Source organism: Glycomyces tenuis DSM 44171, from assembly GCF_000427885.1.
Classification (GTDB): domain Bacteria; phylum Actinomycetota; class Actinomycetes; order Mycobacteriales; family Micromonosporaceae; genus Glycomyces; species Glycomyces tenuis.
In genome coordinates this window covers 132,227-154,463 of record NZ_ATYW01000001.1, presented here as the reverse complement: position 1 = coordinate 154,463, position 22,237 = coordinate 132,227, and the positions used below count along the sequence as shown (strand labels likewise).

Annotated in this window: 21 protein-coding genes, 1 tRNA gene and 1 pseudogene; 9 read left to right on the top strand and 14 right to left on the bottom strand. The window is 68.9% G+C overall.

Features of this window, described 5'->3' with window-relative positions:
* The first annotated feature begins 9 nt into the window (after positions 1 to 9).
* From YWW_RS0100805 to YWW_RS0100770, 6 genes are all read left to right on the top strand, one after another.
* The gene (locus YWW_RS0100805) at positions 10 to 1,473 is read left to right on the top strand and encodes a S10 family peptidase (RefSeq protein ID WP_026928600.1); all 1,464 of its coding nucleotides are present in this window, start codon (positions 10 to 12) and stop codon (positions 1,471 to 1,473) included.
* A complete protein-coding gene (locus YWW_RS0100800; protein WP_211228384.1) occupies positions 1,470 to 3,146 on the top strand; it encodes an L-aspartate oxidase in 1,677 nt (558 codons plus the stop codon). Before YWW_RS0100805 ends, YWW_RS0100800 begins: the two co-directional genes overlap by 4 nt.
* Positions 3,143 to 4,066 (top strand): carboxylating nicotinate-nucleotide diphosphorylase, encoded by a 924-nt coding sequence (nadC, locus tag YWW_RS0100795; protein WP_026928598.1) that lies wholly within the window; start codon positions 3,143 to 3,145, stop codon positions 4,064 to 4,066. Before YWW_RS0100800 ends, nadC begins: the two co-directional genes overlap by 4 nt.
* A gap of 37 nt (positions 4,067 to 4,103) precedes the next feature.
* Positions 4,104 to 4,907, top strand: coding sequence for a type III pantothenate kinase (locus tag YWW_RS0100790; protein WP_051325221.1), 804 nt, complete (start codon positions 4,104 to 4,106; stop codon positions 4,905 to 4,907).
* A gap of 600 nt (positions 4,908 to 5,507) precedes the next feature.
* Positions 5,508 to 7,727, top strand: a complete 2,220-nt coding sequence (locus YWW_RS27530; RefSeq protein WP_051325220.1) for an MMPL family transporter — start codon at positions 5,508 to 5,510, stop codon at positions 7,725 to 7,727.
* A gap of 368 nt (positions 7,728 to 8,095) precedes the next feature.
* The gene (locus tag YWW_RS0100770) at positions 8,096 to 9,253 is read left to right on the top strand and encodes a hypothetical protein (protein ID WP_155829776.1); all 1,158 of its coding nucleotides are present in this window, start codon (positions 8,096 to 8,098) and stop codon (positions 9,251 to 9,253) included.
* A 7-nt stretch (positions 9,254 to 9,260) separates the two neighbouring features.
* Here the strand turns inward: YWW_RS0100770 and YWW_RS0100765 are convergent, their stop codons facing one another.
* Positions 9,261 to 10,550 (bottom strand): type VII secretion target, encoded by a 1,290-nt coding sequence (locus YWW_RS0100765; protein ID WP_026928594.1) that lies wholly within the window; start codon positions 10,548 to 10,550, stop codon positions 9,261 to 9,263.
* Positions 10,551 to 10,651: 101 nt separating this feature from the next.
* On the opposite strand from YWW_RS0100765, the gene YWW_RS0100760 reads away from it, so the two are divergent.
* The gene (locus tag YWW_RS0100760; protein WP_026928593.1) at positions 10,652 to 11,314 is read left to right on the top strand and encodes a hypothetical protein; all 663 of its coding nucleotides are present in this window, start codon (positions 10,652 to 10,654) and stop codon (positions 11,312 to 11,314) included.
* A 27-nt stretch (positions 11,315 to 11,341) separates the two neighbouring features.
* Here the strand turns inward: YWW_RS0100760 and YWW_RS27525 are convergent.
* The 4 genes and pseudogenes from YWW_RS27525 to YWW_RS0100740 all read right to left on the bottom strand — a co-directional run.
* Positions 11,342 to 12,293, bottom strand: a pseudogene (locus YWW_RS27525) (4-(cytidine 5'-diphospho)-2-C-methyl-D-erythritol kinase); the annotation flags it as partial.
* A gap of 28 nt (positions 12,294 to 12,321) precedes the next feature.
* A complete protein-coding gene (gene rsmA / locus YWW_RS27520) occupies positions 12,322 to 13,173 on the bottom strand; it encodes a 16S rRNA (adenine(1518)-N(6)/adenine(1519)-N(6))-dimethyltransferase RsmA (RefSeq protein WP_035698983.1) in 852 nt (283 codons plus the stop codon).
* Position 13,174: 1 nt separating this feature from the next.
* Positions 13,175 to 14,863: a GTP-binding protein gene (locus YWW_RS0100745; RefSeq protein WP_026928592.1), complete on the bottom strand. Its 1,689-nt coding sequence runs from the start codon at positions 14,861 to 14,863 to the stop codon at positions 13,175 to 13,177.
* A 402-nt stretch (positions 14,864 to 15,265) separates the two neighbouring features.
* Positions 15,266 to 15,721 (bottom strand): GatB/YqeY domain-containing protein, encoded by a 456-nt coding sequence (locus YWW_RS0100740; protein ID WP_026928591.1) that lies wholly within the window; start codon positions 15,719 to 15,721, stop codon positions 15,266 to 15,268.
* A 24-nt stretch (positions 15,722 to 15,745) separates the two neighbouring features.
* Here YWW_RS0100740 and YWW_RS0100735 point away from each other — a divergent pair, with 24 nt between their 5' ends.
* Complete coding sequence (locus tag YWW_RS0100735; protein WP_051325219.1) at positions 15,746 to 16,642, top strand: metallophosphoesterase; 897 nt, start codon at positions 15,746 to 15,748, stop codon at positions 16,640 to 16,642.
* A 116-nt stretch (positions 16,643 to 16,758) separates the two neighbouring features.
* Positions 16,759 to 16,835 (top strand) — tRNA-Pro (locus tag YWW_RS0100730).
* A gap of 81 nt (positions 16,836 to 16,916) precedes the next feature.
* Here the strand turns inward: YWW_RS0100730 and YWW_RS0100725 are convergent.
* The 9 genes from YWW_RS0100725 to YWW_RS0100685 form a co-directional block, all read right to left on the bottom strand.
* Positions 16,917 to 18,125, bottom strand: coding sequence for a site-specific integrase (locus tag YWW_RS0100725; RefSeq protein ID WP_026928589.1), 1,209 nt, complete (start codon positions 18,123 to 18,125; stop codon positions 16,917 to 16,919).
* The gene (locus YWW_RS0100720) at positions 18,122 to 18,337 is read right to left on the bottom strand and encodes a helix-turn-helix domain-containing protein (protein WP_026928588.1); all 216 of its coding nucleotides are present in this window, start codon (positions 18,335 to 18,337) and stop codon (positions 18,122 to 18,124) included. The genes YWW_RS0100725 and YWW_RS0100720 overlap by 4 nt, the downstream gene beginning before the upstream one ends.
* A gap of 15 nt (positions 18,338 to 18,352) precedes the next feature.
* Positions 18,353 to 19,780 (bottom strand): replication initiator, encoded by a 1,428-nt coding sequence (locus tag YWW_RS0100715; protein WP_026928587.1) that lies wholly within the window; start codon positions 19,778 to 19,780, stop codon positions 18,353 to 18,355.
* A gap of 92 nt (positions 19,781 to 19,872) precedes the next feature.
* Entirely contained in the window at positions 19,873 to 20,151 is a 279-nt protein-coding gene (locus YWW_RS27515) for a hypothetical protein (RefSeq protein WP_035698981.1), read from the bottom strand.
* A 5-nt stretch (positions 20,152 to 20,156) separates the two neighbouring features.
* Positions 20,157 to 20,888 carry a DUF2637 domain-containing protein gene (locus tag YWW_RS35610; protein WP_155829774.1) on the bottom strand — a complete coding sequence of 244 codons (732 nt, stop codon included), beginning with the start codon at positions 20,886 to 20,888 and terminating at the stop codon, positions 20,157 to 20,159.
* The gene (locus YWW_RS0100700; RefSeq protein ID WP_155829772.1) at positions 20,885 to 21,193 is read right to left on the bottom strand and encodes a hypothetical protein; all 309 of its coding nucleotides are present in this window, start codon (positions 21,191 to 21,193) and stop codon (positions 20,885 to 20,887) included. Before YWW_RS0100700 ends, YWW_RS35610 begins: the two co-directional genes overlap by 4 nt.
* Positions 21,186 to 21,497, bottom strand: a complete 312-nt coding sequence (locus tag YWW_RS0100695; RefSeq protein ID WP_026928585.1) for a hypothetical protein — start codon at positions 21,495 to 21,497, stop codon at positions 21,186 to 21,188. The genes YWW_RS0100700 and YWW_RS0100695 overlap by 8 nt, the downstream gene beginning before the upstream one ends.
* Complete coding sequence (locus YWW_RS0100690; RefSeq protein ID WP_081687133.1) at positions 21,497 to 21,859, bottom strand: RRQRL motif-containing zinc-binding protein; 363 nt, start codon at positions 21,857 to 21,859, stop codon at positions 21,497 to 21,499. The genes YWW_RS0100695 and YWW_RS0100690 overlap by 1 nt, the downstream gene beginning before the upstream one ends.
* 106 nt (positions 21,860 to 21,965) lie before the next feature.
* Positions 21,966 to 22,175 (bottom strand): hypothetical protein, encoded by a 210-nt coding sequence (locus YWW_RS0100685; RefSeq protein ID WP_026928583.1) that lies wholly within the window; start codon positions 22,173 to 22,175, stop codon positions 21,966 to 21,968.
* Positions 22,176 to 22,237 lie beyond the last annotated feature (62 nt).

Here is a 22,237-nt window from a genome sequence, read left to right as displayed (position 1 = left end):
TTCTTGACCATGAGCGAAGAAACGAAGCACGAGTCAGCCGAGGACAAGCAGGGTGACAAGCCCGAACCCTCGGACGACCTCAGGACGACGCACCACACCGTCGGAGATCTGTCCTACTCCGCCACCACCGGGCGGATCGTCCTGCGCGAAGAGGTGACGGAGGAGGAGAAGTACAACGGCCGCAAGGCCAAGGCCGAGCTCTCCATCACCTACTACACGCTCGACGACGCCGACGCGGCCTCCCGTCCGGTCACCTTCGCGTTCAACGGCGGCCCCGGCTCCTCCTCGATCTGGCTGCACCTGGGCCTGCTCGGGCCCCGCCGCGTCGACTCCGGCGACGTCGGCGACCTCACCCCGCCGCCGTACGGCCTGATCGACAACGAGGAGACCCTGCTGCGGCACACCGACCTGGTGTTCATCGACCCGGTCTCGACCGGCTACTCGCGGGCCGCCGAGGGCGAGAAGGCCAAGGACTACCACGGCTTCACCGGCGACATCGAGTCCGTCGGCGAGATCATCCGGCTGTGGACGACCAGGCACAACCGCTGGCTCTCGCCGAAGTTCCTCATCGGCGAGTCCTACGGCGGCACCCGCGGCGCCGGGCTCACCGACTACCTCCAGGCGCGCTACGGCATGTTCCTCAACGGGGTCATGTTCCTGGCCCCGGCGTTCAACATGGAGACGCTCTACCACGCGCGCTACTCCGACCTGCCGAACCCGCTGTTCCTGCCGACGTATGCGGCGACGGCGCACTACCACGGCCTGCACCCCGACCGGGAACTCGACGACCTGGTCGCCGAGGCCAGGGCCTACGCCGACGAGTACCGCGCGGTGCTCGCCAAGGGCCAGAACCTCGCGCCCGAGGAGCGGGCGGCGGCGGTCGCCAAGATCGCCTCGCTGGCCGGGGTGAGCGAGGAGTACGTCGACAACGCCAACCTGCGGCTGGAGCACACCCGCTACTACGCCGAGCTGCTGCGGCACAAGAAGCTGGTGACCGGCCGCCTGGACACGCGCTTCACCGGGCCGGCGGACAACCACATCCGCGAGGTGATGGCGTTCGACCCGTTCCTGTCGGCCATCGACGGGCCCTACACCGCCGCCTTGCAGTCCTACCTGCACGGCGAGCTTGAGTACGAGAACGACGCGATCTACGAGACGCTCTCGCGCGATGTGCACCCGTGGTCGTACAAGGAGTTCGAGGGCAACGCCGTCGACGTCATCGACAGGCTCGGCAACGCCATGAGGGCCAACCCGCACCTGAAGGTCCACATCGCGATGGGCCGCTACGACGGCGGCGTGCCGATCGAGGCGATCGAGTACTCGCTCGACCACCTGGAGATCCCGCTCGAAGCGCGTGAGCGGATCGAGACCCGCTCCTACCCGACAGGGCACATGATGTACGTGCACGCACCCTCGCGCATCCAGCAGTCCGCGGACCTGGCGGACTTCATCCGGAGAGCATCGAACCGGTGACATCGCCGACCACGCCAGCGCCGCAGGCGGCAGGAGCGCAGCCGCGGCTGCCGCGCCTGCCGCGGCGGCTGCGGGCCGAGACCCCGTCCTGGACCGAGACCACCGACGTGTGCGTCATCGGCTCCGGCGTCGCCGGCCTCACCTGCGCCCTCAACCTCCGCCAGGCCGGGTTCCACGTCACCGTGGTCACCAAGGTCCACATCGACGACGGCTCCACGCGGTGGGCGCAGGGCGGCGTGGCCGCCGTGCTCGACCCGCTCGACACCCCAGAGGCCCATGCCCGCGACACCCAGATCGCGGGCGTGGGGCTGTGCGACCCGGCCGCGGTCGAAGTGACCGTCACCGAAGGCCCCGACAGGATCGCCGACCTCATCCACACCGGCGCGAACTTCGACCGCCACGCCGACGGCTCGCTCCAGCTCACCCGCGAAGGCGGGCACCGCGCGCGGCGCATCGTCCACGCCGGCGGCGACGCCACCGGCGCCGAGATCCAGCGCGCCCTCCACGAGGCCGTGCTGCGCGACCCGTGGATCCGCATCATCGAGAACGCCATGGTCCTCGACCTGCTCGTCGACCACGCCGGTCACGCGGCCGGCGTCAGCCTCCACGTCCTCGGCGAGGGCGTCGAGCACGGCGTCGGCGGTGTCGAGGCCCGTGCCGTCGTGCTCGCCACCGGCGGCATGGGACAGATCTACCAGTCGACCACCAACCCTTCGGTGTCCATCGGCGACGGCGTGGCCCTGGCGCTGCGCGCCGGAGCCGACGTCACCGATCTCGAATTCGTCCAGTTCCACCCGACATCGCTGTACCTGAACGGCAACGAGGGGGGCCGACAGCCCCTGGTGACCGAAGCGATACGCGGTGAGGGAGCCCACCTGCGCGACTTCTCCGGCGACCGCTTCATGGTCGGCTCCCACGAACTCGCCGAGCTCGCCCCGCGCGACGTCGTCGCCAAGGCCGCCACCGCCCGCATGCGGGCCGAAGGCCGGCCCCACGTGTGGCTCGACGCCCGCCACCTCGGCCGCACCATGCTCGAAGAGCGGTTCCCGACCGTCACCGGCTCGTGCCGCGCCCTCGGCATCGACCCGGTCACCGACCTCATCCCCGTCGCGCCCGCCGCGCACTACGCCTCCGGCGGCGTCCGCACCGACCTGTGGGGCCGCACCACCGTCCCCGGCCTGTACGCGGCCGGGGAGGCCGCCTGCACCGGCCTGCACGGCGCCAACCGGCTCGCATCGAACTCCCTGCTCGAAGCGCTCGTGTTCACCCACCGGATCGCCGCCCACCTCGCCGATCACAAGCCCAGCCCCGGCGTCCCCGAGCCGCCCTCGGCCGAAGGCTGGGTCTGCTCGACGACCTCCCGCGCGCCCCTTCAGGAGGCGATGACCACCGGCGCGGGCGTCCTGCGCTCGGCCGAGAGCCTCGAAGCCACCGCCGAGGCGCTGACGGCGCTGGGGGAGAATGTGTCCGGTCGACCGCGTCCGGCCACATGGGAGGCCACGAACCTCCTCACCGTCGCCACCGCCCTGACCGCCGCCGCGCACCGCCGCCGCGAGACCCGCGGCAGCCACTGGCGCGAGGACCACCCCGAGGCCTCCGAGGAGTGGCTCGGGCACCTCAACCTGTCCATCAGCCCCGACGGGGAGCTCAACACCACCTGGGAGTCCGCATGAGCGAGGACTGGAACGCCGCGGCGCGGCTCGTGGCGGGCGGGCTCGACCCGCAGGACGTGTCCGTCGCGATCGAGGACTACCTCGACGAGGACCTCTCGGCCGAGCGGCGCGACGTCACCTCGGAGTCCATCTTCGGCCCCGAGCACACCTCGGTCGTCGTCCTCACCGCCCGCGCCGCGGGCGTCCTGGCCGGGCTGCCCGTCGCGCACGCCGTCTTCGACGCGATGCCCGGCGACGTCGAGTTCACCTACCTCGCGGGCGAAGGCACCCGGATCGGCGAGGGCCGGCAGCTCGCGCGCATCGCCGGGCGCACCCGCGACCTGCTCGCCGCCGAACGCACCGCGCTCAACCTGCTGTGCCGCATGAGCGGCATCGCCACGCACACGAGGCGCTTCGCCGACCTGCTCGCGGAGGCGTCCGACTCCTCGCCGAGCGGGCGGGCCCCGCTCGCCGGGGGCGGCACCACGGTCCTCGACACCCGCAAGACCACGCCGGGCCTGCGCGCCCTGGAGAAGTACGCGGTGCGCGTCGGCGGCGGCGAGAACAAGCGGTTCGGGCTCTACGACGTCGCGATGATCAAGGACAACCACAAGGAGGCCGCCGGCTCGGTCTCGGCCGCGTTCCACGCGGTGCGCTCCGCCGAGCCCGAGGTCGACATCCAGGTCGAGGTCGAGACGCTCGAAGAGGCGCTGGAGGCGATCGCCGCCGGGGCGACGTTCCTGCTGTGCGACAACATGAGCCCGAAGGAACTGGCCGAAGTGGTCGACGCCGTCGGCGACCGGGCGCAGTTGGAGGCGACCGGGAACATCACGCTGGAGACCGTCGCCGAGTACGCCGCGACCGGCGTCGACTTCGTCTCCGTGGGCGCGCTGACGCATTCGTCGCCCATTCTGGACATCGGTCTGGACTTCGAGGAGTGAGCGGGCCGGTGCAAGATCGTATGATGGCGCACATGTCATGTGTATCGAGGAAGTGACCGGGCCTGTGGAAGACCACCCGACGCTGCTGTGCGTCGACATAGGCAACACCAACACGGTGCTGGCCGTGTTCGAAGGCGAACACCTCAAGCACTCGTGGCGGATCAGGACCGACCCGCACGCCACCGCCGACGAGCTCGGGCTGACGTTCCGCGCGCTGCTCGAGGGCGACGGCGTCGACCTGACCGGGATCGCCCTGTCCTCCACGGTGCCGCAGCAGGCCGCCGAGGTCGGCAAGATGGCGCAGCGGTACTACCCGCACGCGCACTTCGTGGCGATCGCGCCGGGCGTCAAGACGGGGGTGCGGCTGAGCATCGACAACCCCAAGGAGGCCGGACCGGACCGCATCGCGAACACGCACGCGGCCTACCACCTGTACGGCGGGCCGTGCATCACCGTCGACTTCGGCACCTCGACCAACATCGACGTGATCTCCGCGCGGGGCGACTTCCTCGGCGGGGCGTTCGCGCCGGGCATCGAGATCTCGATCGACGCCCTCGCCTCACGCGCGGCGAACCTGCTGAAGATACCGCTCATCAAGCCGCGCAACGTCATCGGAAAGAACACAGTGGAGTGTCTCCAGTCGGGCATGGTGTACGGCACCGCCGCGCAGGTCGACGGCCTGGTCCGACGCATCACCGAGGAGCTGGAGACGGCGCCGACGGCCGTGGTGGCCACCGGCGGCCTCGCCCCGGTCGTGATCGAGCAGTGCGAGACCGTCACGCACTACGAGCCGGACCTGACCCTCCACGGCCTGCGGATGATCTACGCCCGCAACGCATAGCGAAGGCCGTGGGCCGCGATCCGAACGTGCGGGCCGACTCGCCGGGAGGCGGCTCCGTGACCTGATGGATGTCGGAACCGCCGATGTCCCCCACGATGTTCCCGCCGTCATCGTAGAGAACGGCGGCGCCATCGTCATGGCGCTCACGTGCCCCTTCACGGTCGAATGCCTCTACATCGAAATGCAGGCGTCCGGAGCGTCCGTGATCGGTCCGAGAGAGGACCAGAGCCCCCAACCGGAAGAGGACGACACCTGGCCGAGCGAGGGCCTGAACAGCTACTGCCGACGCCTGTGGCCGAACTCCGTCGGCGCGCCCGCGCGAGGCGGCGTTCGGGGGACCGCGATCGCGATTCCCGTCGGCAAGGTCGACGGCATGCGCATCACCAGGCGCGCCGAGCCCACCGGGTGGTCTTCGAGGACGGCTCCACCGGTCCTTCGCGCGTGCTGGTCGTCACACTCCTTTTGGTTGACATGGTCAACCTGGCCGTCTAGGTTGACAGCATCAACCTAAACCGCCGGGGCGATCCACCCGTGTCGAACCTTCGACGAGCGACCCCGCGGGTCCACATCGCTCCCCTGCGACTACCCGGAGGTATCTCCATGTTCCCTTGGCTGGGCCGCTTCGCATACGCGCGCAGGCGCATACTCCTCATCGCCTCAGCCCTGTTCGCGGTGCTCGCCGCCGTCTGGGGCAGCGGGGTCTTCGGCGAGATGGTCACCGACGGCCTGGAACCCCCGGACGCGGAGTCCGCCCGCGCCACCGCCCTGCTGGAAGACCACTTCGGACACCAGCCGGGAGACCTGGACACGGTGGCGCTCTACACCGACCCCACCGGCGAGTTGACCGTCGACGACCCGGCTTTCGAACAGGCGGTGACGGCGGCGCTCGAGCGGCTGCCGGAGTCCGAGATCCTCTCCTGGACCGGCTACTGGAGCCCCGGCCTCACCGAAGAGGAACGCGCCGCGTACGTCTCGGAGGACCGCTCCTCCACGATCGCCACGATCACCCTGCAAGGCGCGGACAACGTCGAGCGAGTCGAGTCGTACGGCGAGATCATGGACCTGGCCCGCGCCGACGACGAGCGGCTGGACAGCTACCTCGCGGGCGGCTCCACCAGCGTCTACCACCTCCAGCAGCAGGCCCAGCAAGGCCTGGTCACCGCGCAGATGATCGCGCTGCCGATCCTCCTGATCCTGCTCCTGGTCTTCTTCCGCGGCCTGGTGGCCGCCCTCATGCCGCTCGCCCTGGGGATCCTGGCGATCCTCGGCTCGATGGTGCTGCTGCGCGCCCTGACGTCCGTCATCGACGTCTCGGTCTTCGCCATGGAGATCACGCTCCTGCTCGGCCTCGGACTCGCCATCGACTACGGGCTCTTCATGGTCACCCGCTTCCGCGGCGAACTGGAACGCCGCGACGGCGACGTGAGCGGCGCGCTCGTGGCGACGATGAACACCGCCGGACGCACGGTCGCCTTCTCCGGCCTGATCGTCGCCATCGGACTGTGCGGGCTGCTGTTCTTCCCGCAGGCGATCTCCCAGTCGTTCGGCTGGGCCGGCATCACCGTGGTGCTCTTCAACATCCTCGCCGCGCTGGTGGTGCTCCCGGCCGCGCTGGCGGTGCTCGGAACCAGGATCAACGCGCTCAGCCCTCGCCGGCTGCGCCGCAGGCCGGCGGCCGGCACCCGGGAGGACCGGGCGTGGTCGAGACTGGCCTCGTCCGTCACCCGGCGGCCCGTACCGTGGCTCGTCGGCGGCCTGCTGGCGCTCATGGTCGCGGCGGCCCCGCTGCTCATGCTGGAGCCGGGCCTGACCAACCACCGCTACCTGCCCGCGGCCAACGAGGGCCAGATGGTCCCCGCCATCGTCGACGAGGAGTTCGCCGCGGGCCACGCGGCCGAGTCGAGGATGGACATCGCCGTCTCCGGCCCCGTCCAGGACCAGGCGCTGGAGGACTACTTGCGAGCCGTAGAAGGTGTCGAAGGGGCCTACGATCCCGCCGTCCACCGCGCCGACGACGAGCTGACCTGGGTGACCGTCGTCTTCCGCGGCGAGGTCGACGATCCCCACAACCTGGAGCTGGTGCGCTCGCTCAGAGCGCTCGACGTCCCGGCCGGCGCCGACGAGGTGCTCGTCGGCGGCGACGGCACCCCGGCGATGAGCCTCGACAACAACGAGACGACGGCCGAATCGCTGCCGGCGGCGCTCGTCTTCGTCGGCCTGGCGACCCTGATCGTCCTCTTCGTCTGCTTCCGATCGGTGCTCGTGCCGATCAAGGCCGTCCTCATCGCCTTCCTCTCGCTGGGGGCCTCGCTCGGCATCATCATCTGGGGATTCCAAGAGGGCGCCTTCGCCGGGCCGCTGGACTTCGTCGTGGTGGGCACGGTCGACGTGTGGGCTCTGGCGGTCATCATCACCATTGCCTTCGGCCTGGTCACCGACTACGAGATGTTCCTGGTGGGGCGTGTCTACGAGGAGTACCGGGCCACGGGCGACAACACGCGCGCCATCATGACGGGACTGCGCGACACCGGTTCGGTCATTACCCGGGCGGGGCTGCTGATGATCGTCGTGCTCGCCGCCATGGGCTTCAGCGCCACTTCACTGTTCGTCATGATCATCGGGGTCGGGCTGACGCTGTCGGTGCTGATCGACGCCACACTGGTCCGCTCGATCATCGTGCCCGCCACGATGCAGTTGCTCGGCCGGGCGAACTGGTGGCCCGCCCGGGTGCCGCCGCCCAGCGCAGAGGCGAGCTCGGCGAGCCGCCCGGAGCCGGGGCGGCTCGCCGCGGCTCGAACGTCCGCACGGGACGAGGACTAGCCGCAATGCTGCTCGGTCAGGTCCGGCCCGGTGGCCTGGACCTGACCGGGCGGGTGGACGGCGGGGCGGGCACGGCGTGCGGGGGCGCCGTTTCGCGGCACGGCCGGAGTGACCGGTGGCAGTCGTGAGTGCGGGCGGCATGCCTCCAGGCGGACGGTCGGGGCTTGCCCCTTGTCGCCGCCTCGCCTACGGCCCAAGCCCATGCTGACCCGAGACAGCCCGCCCCGCCGCACTCGCTTCCTCGCCATCGCCGCCCGCTCGGAGCCCACTTCGAGCGGGCGTCCATGCGGGCATGCCCGCCGGACAGAGGTCCCTTAGCCTTGGTGTCGAACCACACCGGGTGATCGACCTGTACCGGGGAGATGTACATGCGTTCCTACCGACTCCATGACGACGACCCCCGTGCGCCACGGCCGCTGCGGATCGCGGACAACGCCATGTTCGTGTTCGACGACACCGTCAGGGCCGCAGCGAGACCACCGATCGGCAAGACCGAGGCCGCCATGAACCAAGGGCCCCGGGCGACCTACCGCGAGCCGGGCGGCACGATCCATCCCGGACCCGGCGAAGGCGTCCTCTCCATCGCCGTCGACGCGGAGGAGACCGCCCCGGTGATCGCCGTCGACGGCCGCCCCGTCGCGGCCGGGGCCGGGCAGCTCGACCTCGTGCTCCCCGTCGGCGCGCACTCGGTCGAAGTGCAGGGCGCGCGCACCGTCGACCCCGTCGTCGTCCGGATCGAGCAGGAGGCGGTGCGGCGCATCGGCTACTACGAGGACCCGCTGACCGGCCACCGCGTCCTCGGCGACTTCCCCGAGACCCTCGAGCGGGTCGGCGACAACTCCGGCTGCCTCGTCTGGATCGCCCAGGCGGCCTTGCTGGTCGGCGTCATATGGGCCCTCGTGGCGGCCTTCGTCCAGCAGAACATCACCGTCGCGGTGGTGGTCGCGGCCGCGACCGCGCTCGTGGCCGCGGCGGGCCTGCCGCTGTCCCGCCTGGCGAAGCGGGCGTACCGGCGCAAGAGGGCCGAGCAGCTGCGGCTCCCGGCCAGAGCGCCCGAGCCGTACCCGTGGGGCGCCGACGGCGACTTCGGCGCGGTGCTCCGCGGTGGAGCCGATCCCGGCGTCCCGCCGGGCCGAGCGGCGATCGACCTCGACCTCGAATGCGCCAGGCACCTGCGGATCGGGCGGCGCAAGGCCGCGTCCGGCGGCTTCCTCGCCCGCATGTGGACCCCGCCGCCGCGCGTCGAGATCGACGGCGTCGCCCAGCCCGCGAGCTGGGGGCGGTGGCGTTACGCGGTCGCGCCCGGGCCGCACCGCGTCTCGGTCGCCGTCGACGGCCGGGCGGCGAACGTGACCGTTCCCGTGCGACACGACGGAGCCGTGACCGAGCGAGGCGACATCGAGGTGACGGCCCAGCCCGGCGCGGCCGTGACGGTCCGAGCCGACGCGGACGTCTTCGCCGCATGGCGAGCCGGCGCCGGCCAGGTGGAGACCCGGACCCCGACGCTGCGGTTGGAGGCGAACTGAACGCCGCTCAGGCCACCCCGTCGAGCTCGCCCTGCAGGTTCCCGAACTCGGAGGCCGAATCCTCGTCCGCCCCCGAATAGTCGTCGGCGCAGTCGCGCAGGCTCGTCGCGCTCGAGGTGTGCGACGACGAGATGTTCCCGATGATCTCGGCGAGCTCTTCCCCGGCCTGGCGGTACCGGTCGGCGAACCAGATCCCCGGCACGCCCCACGTCATCTCCGCCGCCGCGGCATCGGAGGCGACCGACTGGATGGAGTCGACGTTGCCGACCAGGCCCTCCAGCGCCCCGGCGGTCTGCACGAGCTCATCGGGGTCCACAGAGACCTGCCCGCCGCCCCGACTCATGGTGCCCTGGTAGGGGTTCAGCAACGAACCCGCCGCGTCCTTGGCCATGGTCTTGCCCTGACTGACCGCGCCCAGACCGGCGGTCTTGCCGGCCGCGATGCCCGCCTTCGCGCCGACGGCCGCCAGGAAGTTGATCCAGTTCCCGGCCCCGCGCGTGATGACCGGGTTGTTCAGCAGGAACTTGCCGAGGCCCCCGAGCAGCATCTTGAAGATGCGGCTGCACTCGGTGAGCTTCTTGAACGCCCGGCTGAACATCGAGTACGACTTGTACGCCGCGGACAGCAGGAACGCCGCCACCGAGGCTCCGAACGACCAGGCGCTGTTGGCCAGCGCGACCAGTCCGCGCGTGATCAACCACGAGACGAGCTCGGCGAGGATCGATTTGATCACCTCGTAGATCGTCTCGGCCAGCAGCTTCGCCCACTCGAGCAGCGTCTGCACGCCCGTGACCTCGTTCGCGGCGGCGTAGATCGAGGCTTCGAGGCCGCCGAGCTGCTCGTACGCCGCGTCGGCCGCCTCGCCCGTCCAGGAGGTGAGGTTGTCGTTCACCGCTCCGGCGGTCTCCTCCTGGAGCGCGGTGAGCGCGGTGGCGACCTGCTCCCAGACGTCGATCTGGACCTGCATCTCGTCCGGATCCCCCGAGACGGCGTGGATCAGGTCGTTGAACGGCTCGACCAGTTCCAGGACGATCGTCAGGCCCGCGCTCGCGAGCGCGTAGATGGGGTCGCGCATCGCCATGAGCGCGCTCATGCCCAGGCCCATGATGTCGCCGGGAATGGACTGGAGCGAGGCCAGGCGGTCGTCGCCGGCGACCGCGCCGTAGATGTCCTCGGCGGTCTTGGAGACGCCGCTGACCACCGGCGTGCCCTGGGCGATGTCCCGGAGGGTGCTGTCCTCCTGGACTTCCGGATACTGGGTGATGTCAGAGCCGTGCTCTTCTTCTGGACCTGCCATTGGTAGGTTCTCCTTGCTACGGGGCGGAACGCGAATGGGTGTCAGCACATGGTATTCGGATCGCTCCACCTTCGCGATTCGAGCGGAAGGACAGGGACCGAATGGGACGGACGCCGACCTTCGACCTCAAGCGCGACGCGCGACGCGCACTGGAACGCGGGTGGCTGCGCGAAGGCGAGCGGCTCGTCGAACAGGTGCCGGTATGGCGGCTGCCGCAACTGCGCGGCATCCCCAAGCCGCCGCTCACCTTCGGACGGATCGCGCGATCGACCGGGCGCTTCATCGTGCGGCTGCCCCTGTACGCGGTCATCGGCGTGCTGGCGCTCGCGGTGCTCGGCGAGGCGGGCGGCGACGTCGCGCTCAGGGACTCGACCTCGGGCCCGAAGCGGCCCGCGGTGGTCATCAGCGGGAACGGGCGCGAATCGATCGCCGGACGCCTGGTCACCGCGGCACTGCGGAACCGCGGCATCTGGGTGCTCACCGACCGGCGGCTGGCGTTCCTGACCGTCCGCGGCCGCACCTACTCGAAGTTCTTCAGCTCCGACCCGACTCCGCAGGACTCGCCCGAGGACTCGAACGTCCAAGCGCTGCTGGAGACCGTGATCGAGATCCCCGGCGGCGCGTATCGATACGCCGGCAAGGTCGACGGCATGCGCACCACCCGCATCACCAGGCGCGCCAAGCCCACCGGCGTGTACCACCGGGTGGCCTTCGAGGACGGCTCCACCATAGAGCTGCGGAACCGCGTCCAGCGGACCGGATGACCGAACCGGCGCCCGTCCGCGGCGGATCGCCCCGAGCCGAGGCGCAGTCGGCCGACGCGCGGCATCCGGCTCAGGCGGCCGGACCCGGCACCGGGCCGTGCGCGAGATGGACGCTCCGGGCGCCGCCGCGCATCCGCAGGCGACGCGCCAGCGCCACCGAATGCCTGACGTCCGAGGCCAGGAACAGCACCGTCGGGCCCGAACCCGAGACGTGCGCCGCCAGAGCGCCTTCCTCCAGGCCGCCATGCATGAGCGAAGCGAGCTGCGGGCGCAGGCTCACCGCCGCGGCCTCCATGTCGTTGACCAGCAGCCGCGCCAACTCGTCGGCGTCGACGCCCGCCTCGAAGGCCCGCACGATCGACTCCACGTCGGCCGAGAAACGCCCGATGCCCTCCTCCCGCAGCCGGTCGACCTCCTTGAAGCACTCCGGCGTCGAGATCTGCGTGTCGGTGGTGGCCACCACCCAGTGCCAGGTGCCGCGCGAGGCGACGTGCGTCAGCTCCTCCCCGCGGCCCGCGCCCACCGCGGTGCCGCCCTTGAGGCAGAACGGCACATCGGAGCCGAGACCGGCGGCGAGGCGGTGCAGCTCGGCGTCGCCGATCTCCACCCGCCACAGCCGCGAACAGGCCACGAGCGCGGCGGCGGCGTCGGCCGAACCGCCCGCCAGGCCGCCCGCCACCGGAATGCGCTTGTTCAAGTGGACGCGGACGGCGGGCTCCACGCCCCCGTAGATCGCGACGAGCTTCGCGGCCTTCACGGCCAGGTTGTCGTCGCCGGTGGGCAGGGTGCCGGCGCCCTCGCCCGAGACCGTCAGCGCGATGCCCGGCTCCTCGGCCTCCTCGACCGTGACCGTGTCGTACAGCGAGATCGCCTGGTAGACCGTCGAAAGCGCGTGGTAGCCGTCGGCGCGGGCATTGCCCACGCCCAGGTGCGGGTTGATCTTGGCGGGCACGTCCACCGAGACGGCCGCGTTCGGCATCGAGGGCGCGGCCTGCCCACTGCTCTGCTCATTCATTCGCGGCCTCCTTGGCGTCAGCGAGAGCGATGAACTCCGCAATGTCCAACGACTCACCCCGCCGTGTGGGTTCGATCCCCGCCCGGGCCATGATCTCCTCGGCCGCCGCGACCGACCCGGCCCAGCCCTTGAGGGCCTGGCGGAGCATCTTGCGGCGCTGACCGAAGGCGGCGTCGACGGCCGCGAAGACCTCGGCGCGGTTCGCCTCCGGCGAGACGATGCGCTCGAAGGCCACCAGGCCACTGGCGACATTGGGCACCGGCCAGAACACGCTGGCCGAGACCGAGCCCGCGCGCCTGGCCTTGGCGTACCAGGCCATCTTGACGCTCGGGGCGCCGTAGATCTTGGACCCCGGCGAGGCCGTGAGCCGGTCGGCGACCTCGCTCTGGACCATGACCAGGCCCTTGCGCAGCGACGGGAACGTCTCCAGCGAATGCAGCACCACCGGTACGGCGACGTTGTAAGGAAGATTCGCGACCAACGCAGTGGGAGGCTCGGGCAGCTGCTCGGCGCCGATGCGGGCGGCGTCGGTCTCGACCACGGTGAGGCGCTCGTGCTCCTCGGGGGCCCGGTGCGCCACCGTGGTCGGCAGCGCGAGCGCCAGCTTGGGGTCGATCTCGACGGCGATGACGCGGCGGGCGATCTCGATGAGCGCCAGCGTCAGCGAACCGAGACCGGGGCCGACCTCCATGACCACGTCGTCGGCGTCCAGGCCCGCCGTCTGGGCGATGCGGCGCACGGTGTTGGCGTCGACGACGAAGTTCTGGCCCCACTTCTTCGTCGGCTGGATTCCCAGGCCCTTGGACAGGGCCCGCACGTCGCCCGACGTCAGCAGCCGCGCCATCTCAGCCCTGGCCCCCCGCCAGGAGCGGCTCGAGCATGATGCCCGCGTAGTCGTTCTGGAGGGTCTGGATGCGGTACTTGTTCGGCAGGGCCACCAGGAACGCCCCGTCCCTCGGGCGCGTGAACACCTCGATGCCCGGCGCGGTGAGCAGCCGCTTCGCGCCCTCGGCGTCGGTGAGCCGCGCCAGCTGGTACGGCAGGTGGTCGATGGCGGCCGGCACGTCGAACTCGGCGGCGAGGCGCGCGAGCGTCACCTCGAACTGGAGCGGCCCGACCGCGGCGAGCACGGGCGTGGCCTCGCCGCGCCGCTCGGAGTACAGGACCTGCACGACGCCCTCGGCGTCGAGCTGCGAGATGCCGCGGCGGAAGCGCTTGGCCTTGGAGGTGTCGTGCATCTGGAGGGCCCCGAAGTGCTCGGGCGCGAAGGCCGGGAGCGGCGGGAACTCGACGTGCCTGCCCGCGTAGATGGTGTCGCCCACGGACAGGCCGGAGGCGTTGACCAGGCCGATGATGTCGCCGGGCCAGGCCTCCTCGACGGTGTCGCGGGCGGAGCCGAACATGGTCTGGGCGTACTTGGTCGACATGGTGCGCTTGCCCTGGGCCTGCGTGACCTGCATGCCGCGCTCGAAGCGGCCGGAGCAGACGCGGACGAACGCGAGCTGGTCGCGGTGGGAGGCGTTCATGTTGGCCTGGGACTTGAACACGAAACCGGAGAAGCCGGAGTCGAGCTCGCGCGGGGTCTGGTCGACGTCCTCCCGGGCGAACGGCGCGGGGGCGATGTCGACGAGCAGATCGAGCAGCTGGCCGACGCCGAAATGCACCAGGGCCGCCCCGAACAGGGTGGGCGTGGTCTGGCCGGCCTCGAAGGTCTTCTGGTCGAAATCGGCCTCGACCTCGGCGAGCAGCTCGGACTCCTCCACGGCGCGGGCGAAGTCATCGCCGAAGCGGGCGGCGGCCTCGTCGGCGTCGAGGACCTCGGTGACGGCCAGCTGCTGGCCGCCGGGGGAGCGCTCGTAGCGGACCATGCCATCGGCGCGCCCATGGGCCGGCTCACTCCGTTCACCGCTGTGCTTTTGGATCGGCTCACTCCGTTCACCGCTGTGCTTTTGGATCGGCTCACTCCGTTCACCGATCGCGATGCGCTCGATGACGCCGCGGAACTCACCGCCGATGCCGACGGGCCAGGTCACGGGGGTGGGCTTGATGCCGATGCGCTCCTCGATCTCCTCGAGCAGCTCCAGGGCGTCCTTGGCGGGGCGGTCCCACTTGTTGATGAAGGTGATGACCGGGATGCGGCGCGCCCGGCAGACCTCGAAGAGCTTGAGGGTCTGCGGTTCGAGGCCCTTGGCGGCGTCGAGCAGCATGACGGCGGCGTCGACGGCCGTCAGGACGCGGTAGGTGTCCTCGGAGAAGTCGGCGTGGCCGGGCGTGTCGAGGAGGTTGACGACACAGCCGCGGTACTCGAACTGGAGGGCGGCCGAGGTGATGGAGATGCCGCGGTCCTGCTCCATGGACATCCAGTCGGAGACGACGCCTTTGCGGTCGCCCTTGCCGTGGACGGCGCCGGCCGAGGAGATGGCCTGGCCGTGGAGCGCCAGGGCCTCGGTGATGGTCGACTTGCCGGCGTCGGGGTGCGAGATCACCGCGAAGGTGCGACGGCGGGCGGATTCGGCCGTGATTTGGCTGGACATGGATTCCTCAAGGATGCGACGAGAACAGGTCTTTCGAAAATGCGGTGGGCCCGGCGTTCAACGATAGCCGCGAACGGCCCGGCGCCCTACGCCCCGCGCGGGGCGGGTCCACCGATTCGGCGGCCCGGCGGTCGCCCGCGCTCCGCGCGGGCGGCGCGCCTTCGCACCGGAGAGCCATTGTCCGCGGCTTTCCGACCCCCGCTCTGCGCGGACGGCACGCCCAGGCGCGGCGACATACCGAGGCCCACTGGCCGCGCCGCGCTCCGCGCGCCTAGACGCTTTACGCGCCCGAACGCCTCCGAACGCCCGCGGAGGCCGATTCCTGTCGGACCCGCGTGGCATGGTGCTCCTATATCCCCTCATGGGTGGGTGGGGGTTTGGGATGGCAGCCGCCCTCGGCGTTCACCCGGCCAGCTCGGCCTTGACGATGTCGGCCACGACCTTCCCGTCCGCACGGCCCGCGACCTTCGGCTGGACGGTCTTCATGACCTTGCCCATGTCCTTCGGGCCGGAGAAACCGCCCTCGGCGATCACGGCGCGCACGATCGCAGTGAGTTCGGCCTCAGTGAGCTCTTCGGGCAGGTAACGCTTGATCACGGCCTCTTCGGCCAGTTCGGCCTCGGCCGACTCCTCGCGCCCGCCCTCGCGGAACGCCTCGGCGGCCTCGCGGCGCTGTTTCGCCTGCTTGATGAGCACCTTGACGACCTCGGCGTCGTCGAGCTCGCGCGCCGACTTGCCGGCGACCTCCTCGTTGCGGATCGCCGCGAGCACCATCCTCAGCGTGCCCAGCGTCACCTTGTCCCGCGCCTTGAGGGCCGATCGCATATCGGTTTCCAACTGGGTCTTTAGCTCACTCATATCTCGACAATCTACCGTTGGGGTATGAAGATCAGCCGTGGCCTTGCCGCAGCAGCCGGTATCGGGGTCGGCGCCGGTGCGCTGGCGCTCGCATACGCGTCCCTCTACGAGCGCGTCCAGTACACGCTCCGCCACTTCGCGGTGCCGGTGCTGCCGCCGGAGGCCGAACCGATCCGAGTCCTGCACATTTCCGACCTCCACATGACGCCGGGGCAGGTGCGGAAGGCGCACTGGGTGGCGTCGCTGTCCGCGCTCGACCCGGACCTGGTGCTTCTCACCGGCGACAGCCTCGCCCACCCTGAGGCGCTCGACCTGGTCTCCAAGACACTGCGACCGTTGTTCGACGCGCCGGGCGCGTTCGTGTTCGGCTCGAACGACTACTACGCACCGGTGTTCAAGAACCCGCTCCAGTACTTCAACCCGAACCACGAGCACAAGTACGGTGATCCGCTGCCGACCGAGGAGCTGCACAAGGTCCTCGTCGACGGCGGGTGGACCGACCTGAACAACGCCTCGGCGGATGCGGTGGTCTCGGGCCTGAGCATCCACTTCGCGGGGGTCGACGACCCGCACTTCGACCTCGACGACTACGACCTGGTCGCCGGCCCCGTCCCGAGGGACGCGGACCTGTCGATCGGGCTGACGCACTCGCCGGAGCCGCGCGTGCTGGACGACTTCGCCCGCGACGGCTACGACTTCGTGGCCGCCGGCCACACCCACGGCGGCCAGGTGTGCGTGCCGGGGTACGGCGCGCTCGTGACGAACTGCGGGATCGACCGCAAGCGAGTCAAGGGCCTGCACCCGTGGGACGACATGTGGCTGCACGTCTCGGCGGGCCTCGGCACGTCGCCGTACGCGCCGGTGCGCTTCGCGTGCGCGCCCGAGGCGAGTCTGCTGACCTTCGTGCCGGCCGAGCTCTAGACGCCGACTGTGACGGGGCCCGGCCGCGCCGGACCCCGTTCGACGTCGCAGCCCCGGCTCAGGTAGCATTTCTTCTCGGTGTGAACACTCCAATGCGTTCACGGACAAACGAATATCGGGTTGTGGCGCAGCTTGGTAGCGCACCTCGTTCGGGACGAGGGGGTCGCAGGTTCAAATCCTGTCAACCCGACCAAAGAACATGCAGGTCAGGGCCGGTTTCCCATCATCGGGATACCGGCCCTGACTGTGTTTACAGCAGTGTTTTACAGCAACGCTAGTCCTTGACCTCGAAGTTCTCGCTCAGCTTCCGAAGCGCTTCCCTGGTGGCCTCGTTGGAGGCTTGCGCGTAAACCTCCATGGTCATCTTGAAGTCCGAGTGTCGCATGATCGCCATGATGACCCGAGGGTGGACATCGAGATCCACCAGCAGTGAACTACAGGTGCGCCGCGCATCATGTACCGAGATCCGAGGCAATCCCGCCGATTCGAGCTGACCGACGAAGTACCGATGGAAATTACGCGGCTCGATCGGTGTTCCGAACTTGGTGGTGAAGACCAAGTCCGAGTCATGCCAGTATTCAGCCTTGGCTTTGTCGCGTTGCTGCCGCTCCCGGCGCGCCTGCAATGCCTTGATGCACAGGTCCGGCATCGGCAAGGCGTTCTCGGACTCCTCGGTCTTCGCCTTCTTCTTGTGCAACAGCTCACCCATGACCCGCTGGAGCTGCCACGACGGTTCGAGTGCTCCCTCTTCCAGATCGAGGCTGCTCCAAGTCAGGCCCAAGACTTCGCCCTTGCGCAAGCCCATCGCCAGCACGAGCAGATAGGCCGCATAGAGCGGATCGGTACGGACATGCTCAAGGAACCGCCGGGCTTCATCGGTGGTCCACGCCTTCTTGCGGCGCTTTCGGCCGCTGGGCAGACGCACCTGCATGGCGCGATTGACCTCGACCAACTCATCAGTGACCGCCTGAGACAGTGCCGAGCGGAGTACCGTTCGCGCGTCACTGATAGCTCTGGGGGACAAAGTCTTTCGGCAGCATTCTCCCTTTGCGCAGCATTTATGCGGCAAGCGTCGCTCGTCAATGCCCTGTTGGCAGCACTGGCACACCGTGGCGAGCTTGTTTGCCCACTGCTGGATATCACGGGCCGACAACCGATCAAGCTTTTTCTTTCCGATCCACGGCACGATGTGCAGTCGTGTGAACCGTTCGTATCCGTCATAGGTCTTCGGCTCTCGATTGGGCTTGATGACCTCTTGGAGCCAGTAGTGCATGTACTGTTCAACGGTCTTGGACTTGGTTTCGACGGCACCGCGCACAGCGGCCTGGTGGAGCTTAATCCACTTGGCGTGAACGTCGTTCCGTTCTTTCCCATAGACGTACTTGCGTTTCCGTTCACCACTGGGCGTCGTGACCCAGACGTAGGCGGCCCAGCCGTCGCCGTGCGGATAGATGGAGCCTTCACCCTTGGCGCGTTTGCTCATGCCACCAGCTCCAACGATTCAGACGCAGCAGCTTTCCGCGTCACGTATTCGTCCACCCATTCGGGGAGGATGCGCCGGTTGCCGCCGTCTTTGAGCGAGCGCAGCTCGCCGGAGTAGACGAGGGTCTTGACCTTGGCGAGGCTGTAGCCGAGCAGCTCGGCGACCTGTGCCATGGTGTACCAACGCGGTTTGAGAACGATCCTTTCATCCATAATGTTCACTTCCAATCAATCCATAGTGTTCAGTTCGTCCAAAGCTTCACGGGCAAGCTGTCGCTGCTCCCTGGCGCGGGCCGCCGCCGAGGAGGCCATGAGGGCATCGGCTTCGGTGTGCCAGCCGGTGCCGTCGTATCGGAGGTAGTTGACCAACACGGTCGTATCAGGCTCTGGGCTGTCAACGGCGTGTTGACAGCGGGCCCAGGCGGCGCGGGCTTCGCGGAGTGCGCCGAGGGTGGTCGACCAGGCGCGTGCTTTGGTCATGAAGTGGCCGCCGAAGCCGAGCATGTGGGCCCAGCGGCGCAGCCGAGCCCAGTCCCCTGCAACGGTGCCCAGGCTCCAGCAGGCGTGGATGAGCCGGGCGATGTGATCGCCTTCGGGGTCGGCGTAGGCGGCGACAGTGGTCTCGGTGAGGCGGCCGGAGAGGTGGCCGGTGTCCTCGGTGGCTTTGGTGGCGTATTTGGCGAGGTATCCGGCCGCGTGGCCCTCGGTCATCTCGCCGCCGCCGAGGGCGATGGTGCGCACGTCGAGCTGGGAGCCCCATCGGATGGTCCAAGACCGGCCGGTTGTGGGGTGTTCGGGGGTGTCGAAGACCGTCGAAGAGCCAGCGTCGGCGAGTACGGCGGCGATGGTGTCGGCGTCGAGGCCGGGCGGCGGGGGAATGATCGAGTCGTCGCCGGGGATGCGGCCGTCGAGGCGGATCAGGGCATGGAAGTGGATCGCGCCCCGGCGCTGGAACTCAGCGACCTTGACATAGCGGAGCCGCACAGTGGCCGGGTCGATGCCAGCGGCTTTGGCGCGGCGGGCGAGGGCCCGGTCGGCGGTGATGCGGGTGCGTCGCCACAGCTCCCCGGCGAAGGCGTTCCAGACCACCTGTGCCTCGTGGTCGTAGCAGTCCAGGCACAGCGGCCGTCCCAGTTCGGAAGCGTCCTCACCATGCCGAGCGGTGCATGAGAGGCGGACACCGTGCGGGCAGGTCTCGGCATCACGGCGGGCACGACAGGGACGCACCTGGCCGGAGGCGGTGAGGCTGCGGGTGTGGACAGGGCCGAAGGCGGGGGCGGTGAAGGTGGCGAAGGCGGCCGGGTGTCCGGCCACAGTCTCGGGGACGGACTTGCCGCCCGTGATGCCGGCGCGGATGAGGTGGAACGCGTCGTGCTGGTAGGTCTTGGCACAGGTCGGGCAGATAGCGGCACGGCGAGTCCCGCAGGCTTTGTACAGCACACCATCAGGCATCGAAGATGTAGAACGAGCGGAGAGGATTTCACCGGTCGCAGCGTCGGCGGTGTGGAGGTCACCGCGCAGCCGGATCGGGGAGGCGCACCCGCCGGTACCGGCGACATGGGCAAGCCAGGCATCCCACCCGGTCGTGGCCTCGCGGTCGATGATCTGACGAGCGATGCCCGGATCGATGGCCGGAGCGGTGGCAGTGATAGTCATGGTCGGTGTCCTCCTCTCGTGGTGCGCGTAGGGGCCTGGCCCCGCCCGGACGACTCGGATTGCAGATCAGGAGTGGTCGGGCGGGGCACTGGTTAGGTGTCGGATTTCGGGTTCCGCTGCTGCGGGATGGACCGGCCCCAGCGTTGCTGGGCGGCCTGCCTGGACATGCCGATGCGGTCGGCGATTTCGGTCCAGGAGTAGTTGAACGGCTCGGACCGCAGGCCCTTGACCGCTTCGGTGATGGCCTCATCGAGTGAGGCGGCGAGCTCGATCAGCTCGGGGAGTGCGTCCACGTCGCCGGAGGCGACCCGTTTGCCGTAGGCGCGGATGATGCGCCGGGCGAAGGCGTTGAACTCGCGGTTCTCGACCATTGCGGTCACCGCCCTTCACCGAAGTTGCCGAAGCTGATGAAGGTGTTCGACGCCTCGGGTTCATCAGTGGTGGTAGCCGCTGCCGGGTCGTCGGCCGATTCGTGACCGTGCTGCGGTGGTCGGCTCGATCGATTGGTCTCGCCGATGGCGAGGATGGCGAAGCCGCCGACGATCAGCAGGCCGTCGACCCCGATCGGGCCAAGCGCTGCCGACAGTTCGGACTCTCCGAAGTGCAGCAGCAGCCCGTTCATGTGCCGGTAGGACACCACCAAGGCAACCGTCCCGACCGCAGCGGTTCCGGCGATGCCGGGCCACTTGAGGTATCCGGGCCAGGTCACACGCGAGAGCACCTCAACCGCGACCGCCAAGGCGATCGGCCAGAATCCGGCGAACACCATGGCTGAGATCATCGCTTCGGCCTCGGGCCGGGTGACAAACCAGATGTGTCCGATGTTGGCCGCGACGGACACGATGATGCCCAGCCCGAAGGCGAGCCACGAGACCGCCGAAGCGCCCCGCCGCTGCGAGTTGAGCAGATGCGACTTTTGCCGCTGCTGTGGCCGCTTCGACGGCTGCTTGACCTTTGGTGTCTTCCGGACCTTCGGTGTACGTTTGGGCTGCTGCCCTTTGCGCCCGAGGCGCCGCCATTTCGGCGGATCGGTAGGTGTGTTCGGAGATACGGCGTGTGCCGTTTCCAGTTCGGTCGCACGCGGGGCGTGCTGTTCTTGTACGGTCACAGGACCTCCTTGAGTTCCCGCACCTGCCACCAGGGCAGGCCATTGCAGTAGTCACATTTCTTGGAGTGCTCGACGGTCGGCACGGTGGAAATCCCGCACACGATGCAGTCGAGGTAGTCCCAGCCAGGGGCCGGGATCGTCACGAACACGTGCCGGTCATCGTCAGCCAGTCGCGTGCCGGAGATGGCGAGATTGCACATGACGCAGAAGAACCGCATCAGGTCCAGATCGTCCATCCACGGCGGTTTCGAGTCGACTCGTGCGACCCGATGCAGCGGCATCGCATTGGCGAACGCTTCAAACACGGTCGCCCCGCACCTCTGCCACAGGACAGGCATCGCAGGCGATCTGACCGCATTCGCCCGATCGGATCCGGGCGTTGCAGGTCATGAGATCGGTGATGAACTCCCATTCGCAGATGGCGCACAGGCCGGACTCAGAGGCTTCCCCGGTCGCAAGTGCGTCGCCGCAGTCGCGGCATTCCAGACCGGCCTGTGCCGGTTCCAGTTCCCGGAGCTGTTCGCAGCGTTCGCACATGCCGTTCGGCAAGCTGAACTCATACGCGTCGAACCCTTGCCCGCAGGTGGAGCAGTAGACGTTTCCGTACATCAGTTGGCCTTTCTTCCGTCGAAGCAGTCGAGGCATTCGCCGTAGCGCCTCGGGATGTAGTAGTCGTATTCGGTCCCGCAGGACGGGCAGGTCGACAAGACGACCCACGCTTTCATCAATGCCCGCAATTGGGCAGGTGTGGCGGGCCGTTTCGGCCGCGCCAGGTCTTTCCGGTAGAGGTAAGCGACTCGTTTGCCGCGTCGCCACAAGATTTGAGCCGCTATCGGCTGACGGCCTGGAGTCAGGCCCATCAAGGCCAGTTGTCGGCGGGTGTACAGTCCGCCCGGTGCGTGGCGGTAATTGAAGGTCGGCAAACCGCCATGGCGGCCACCTTCCGGGTCGTCGTATTCGGCACGGAACATATACACTCCTCCTTTCGTTTCCATTCGTGATTGCTATTACCGCGTGAGCGTCGAGGCCTCGAACCCCGAAGGTTGCCGATCGCTCTACCAGTAAGCTGTCGCCAGCTCACGCATCCTTGATCTCGATCAGCTTGATTCGCTCAATCCGAACGATCGTGGTCGAGACCTTCACGATCCGGTCGTCGAACCGTTCGTGCATTTCGATAACCGTCATCCGGCCGGATTTCATGTCCGCCATGATGGCGGCGACGTTCTCATTGGTGGTGCGGAAGTGTTTGACGTCCTCGCGTCCATCCACGCCGTTGTCGAAGACCACTCGAAGATGCTGCATTATTCGACCTCATTTCCGTTCGTTGTCATTGCCCCATCGGCTGGACG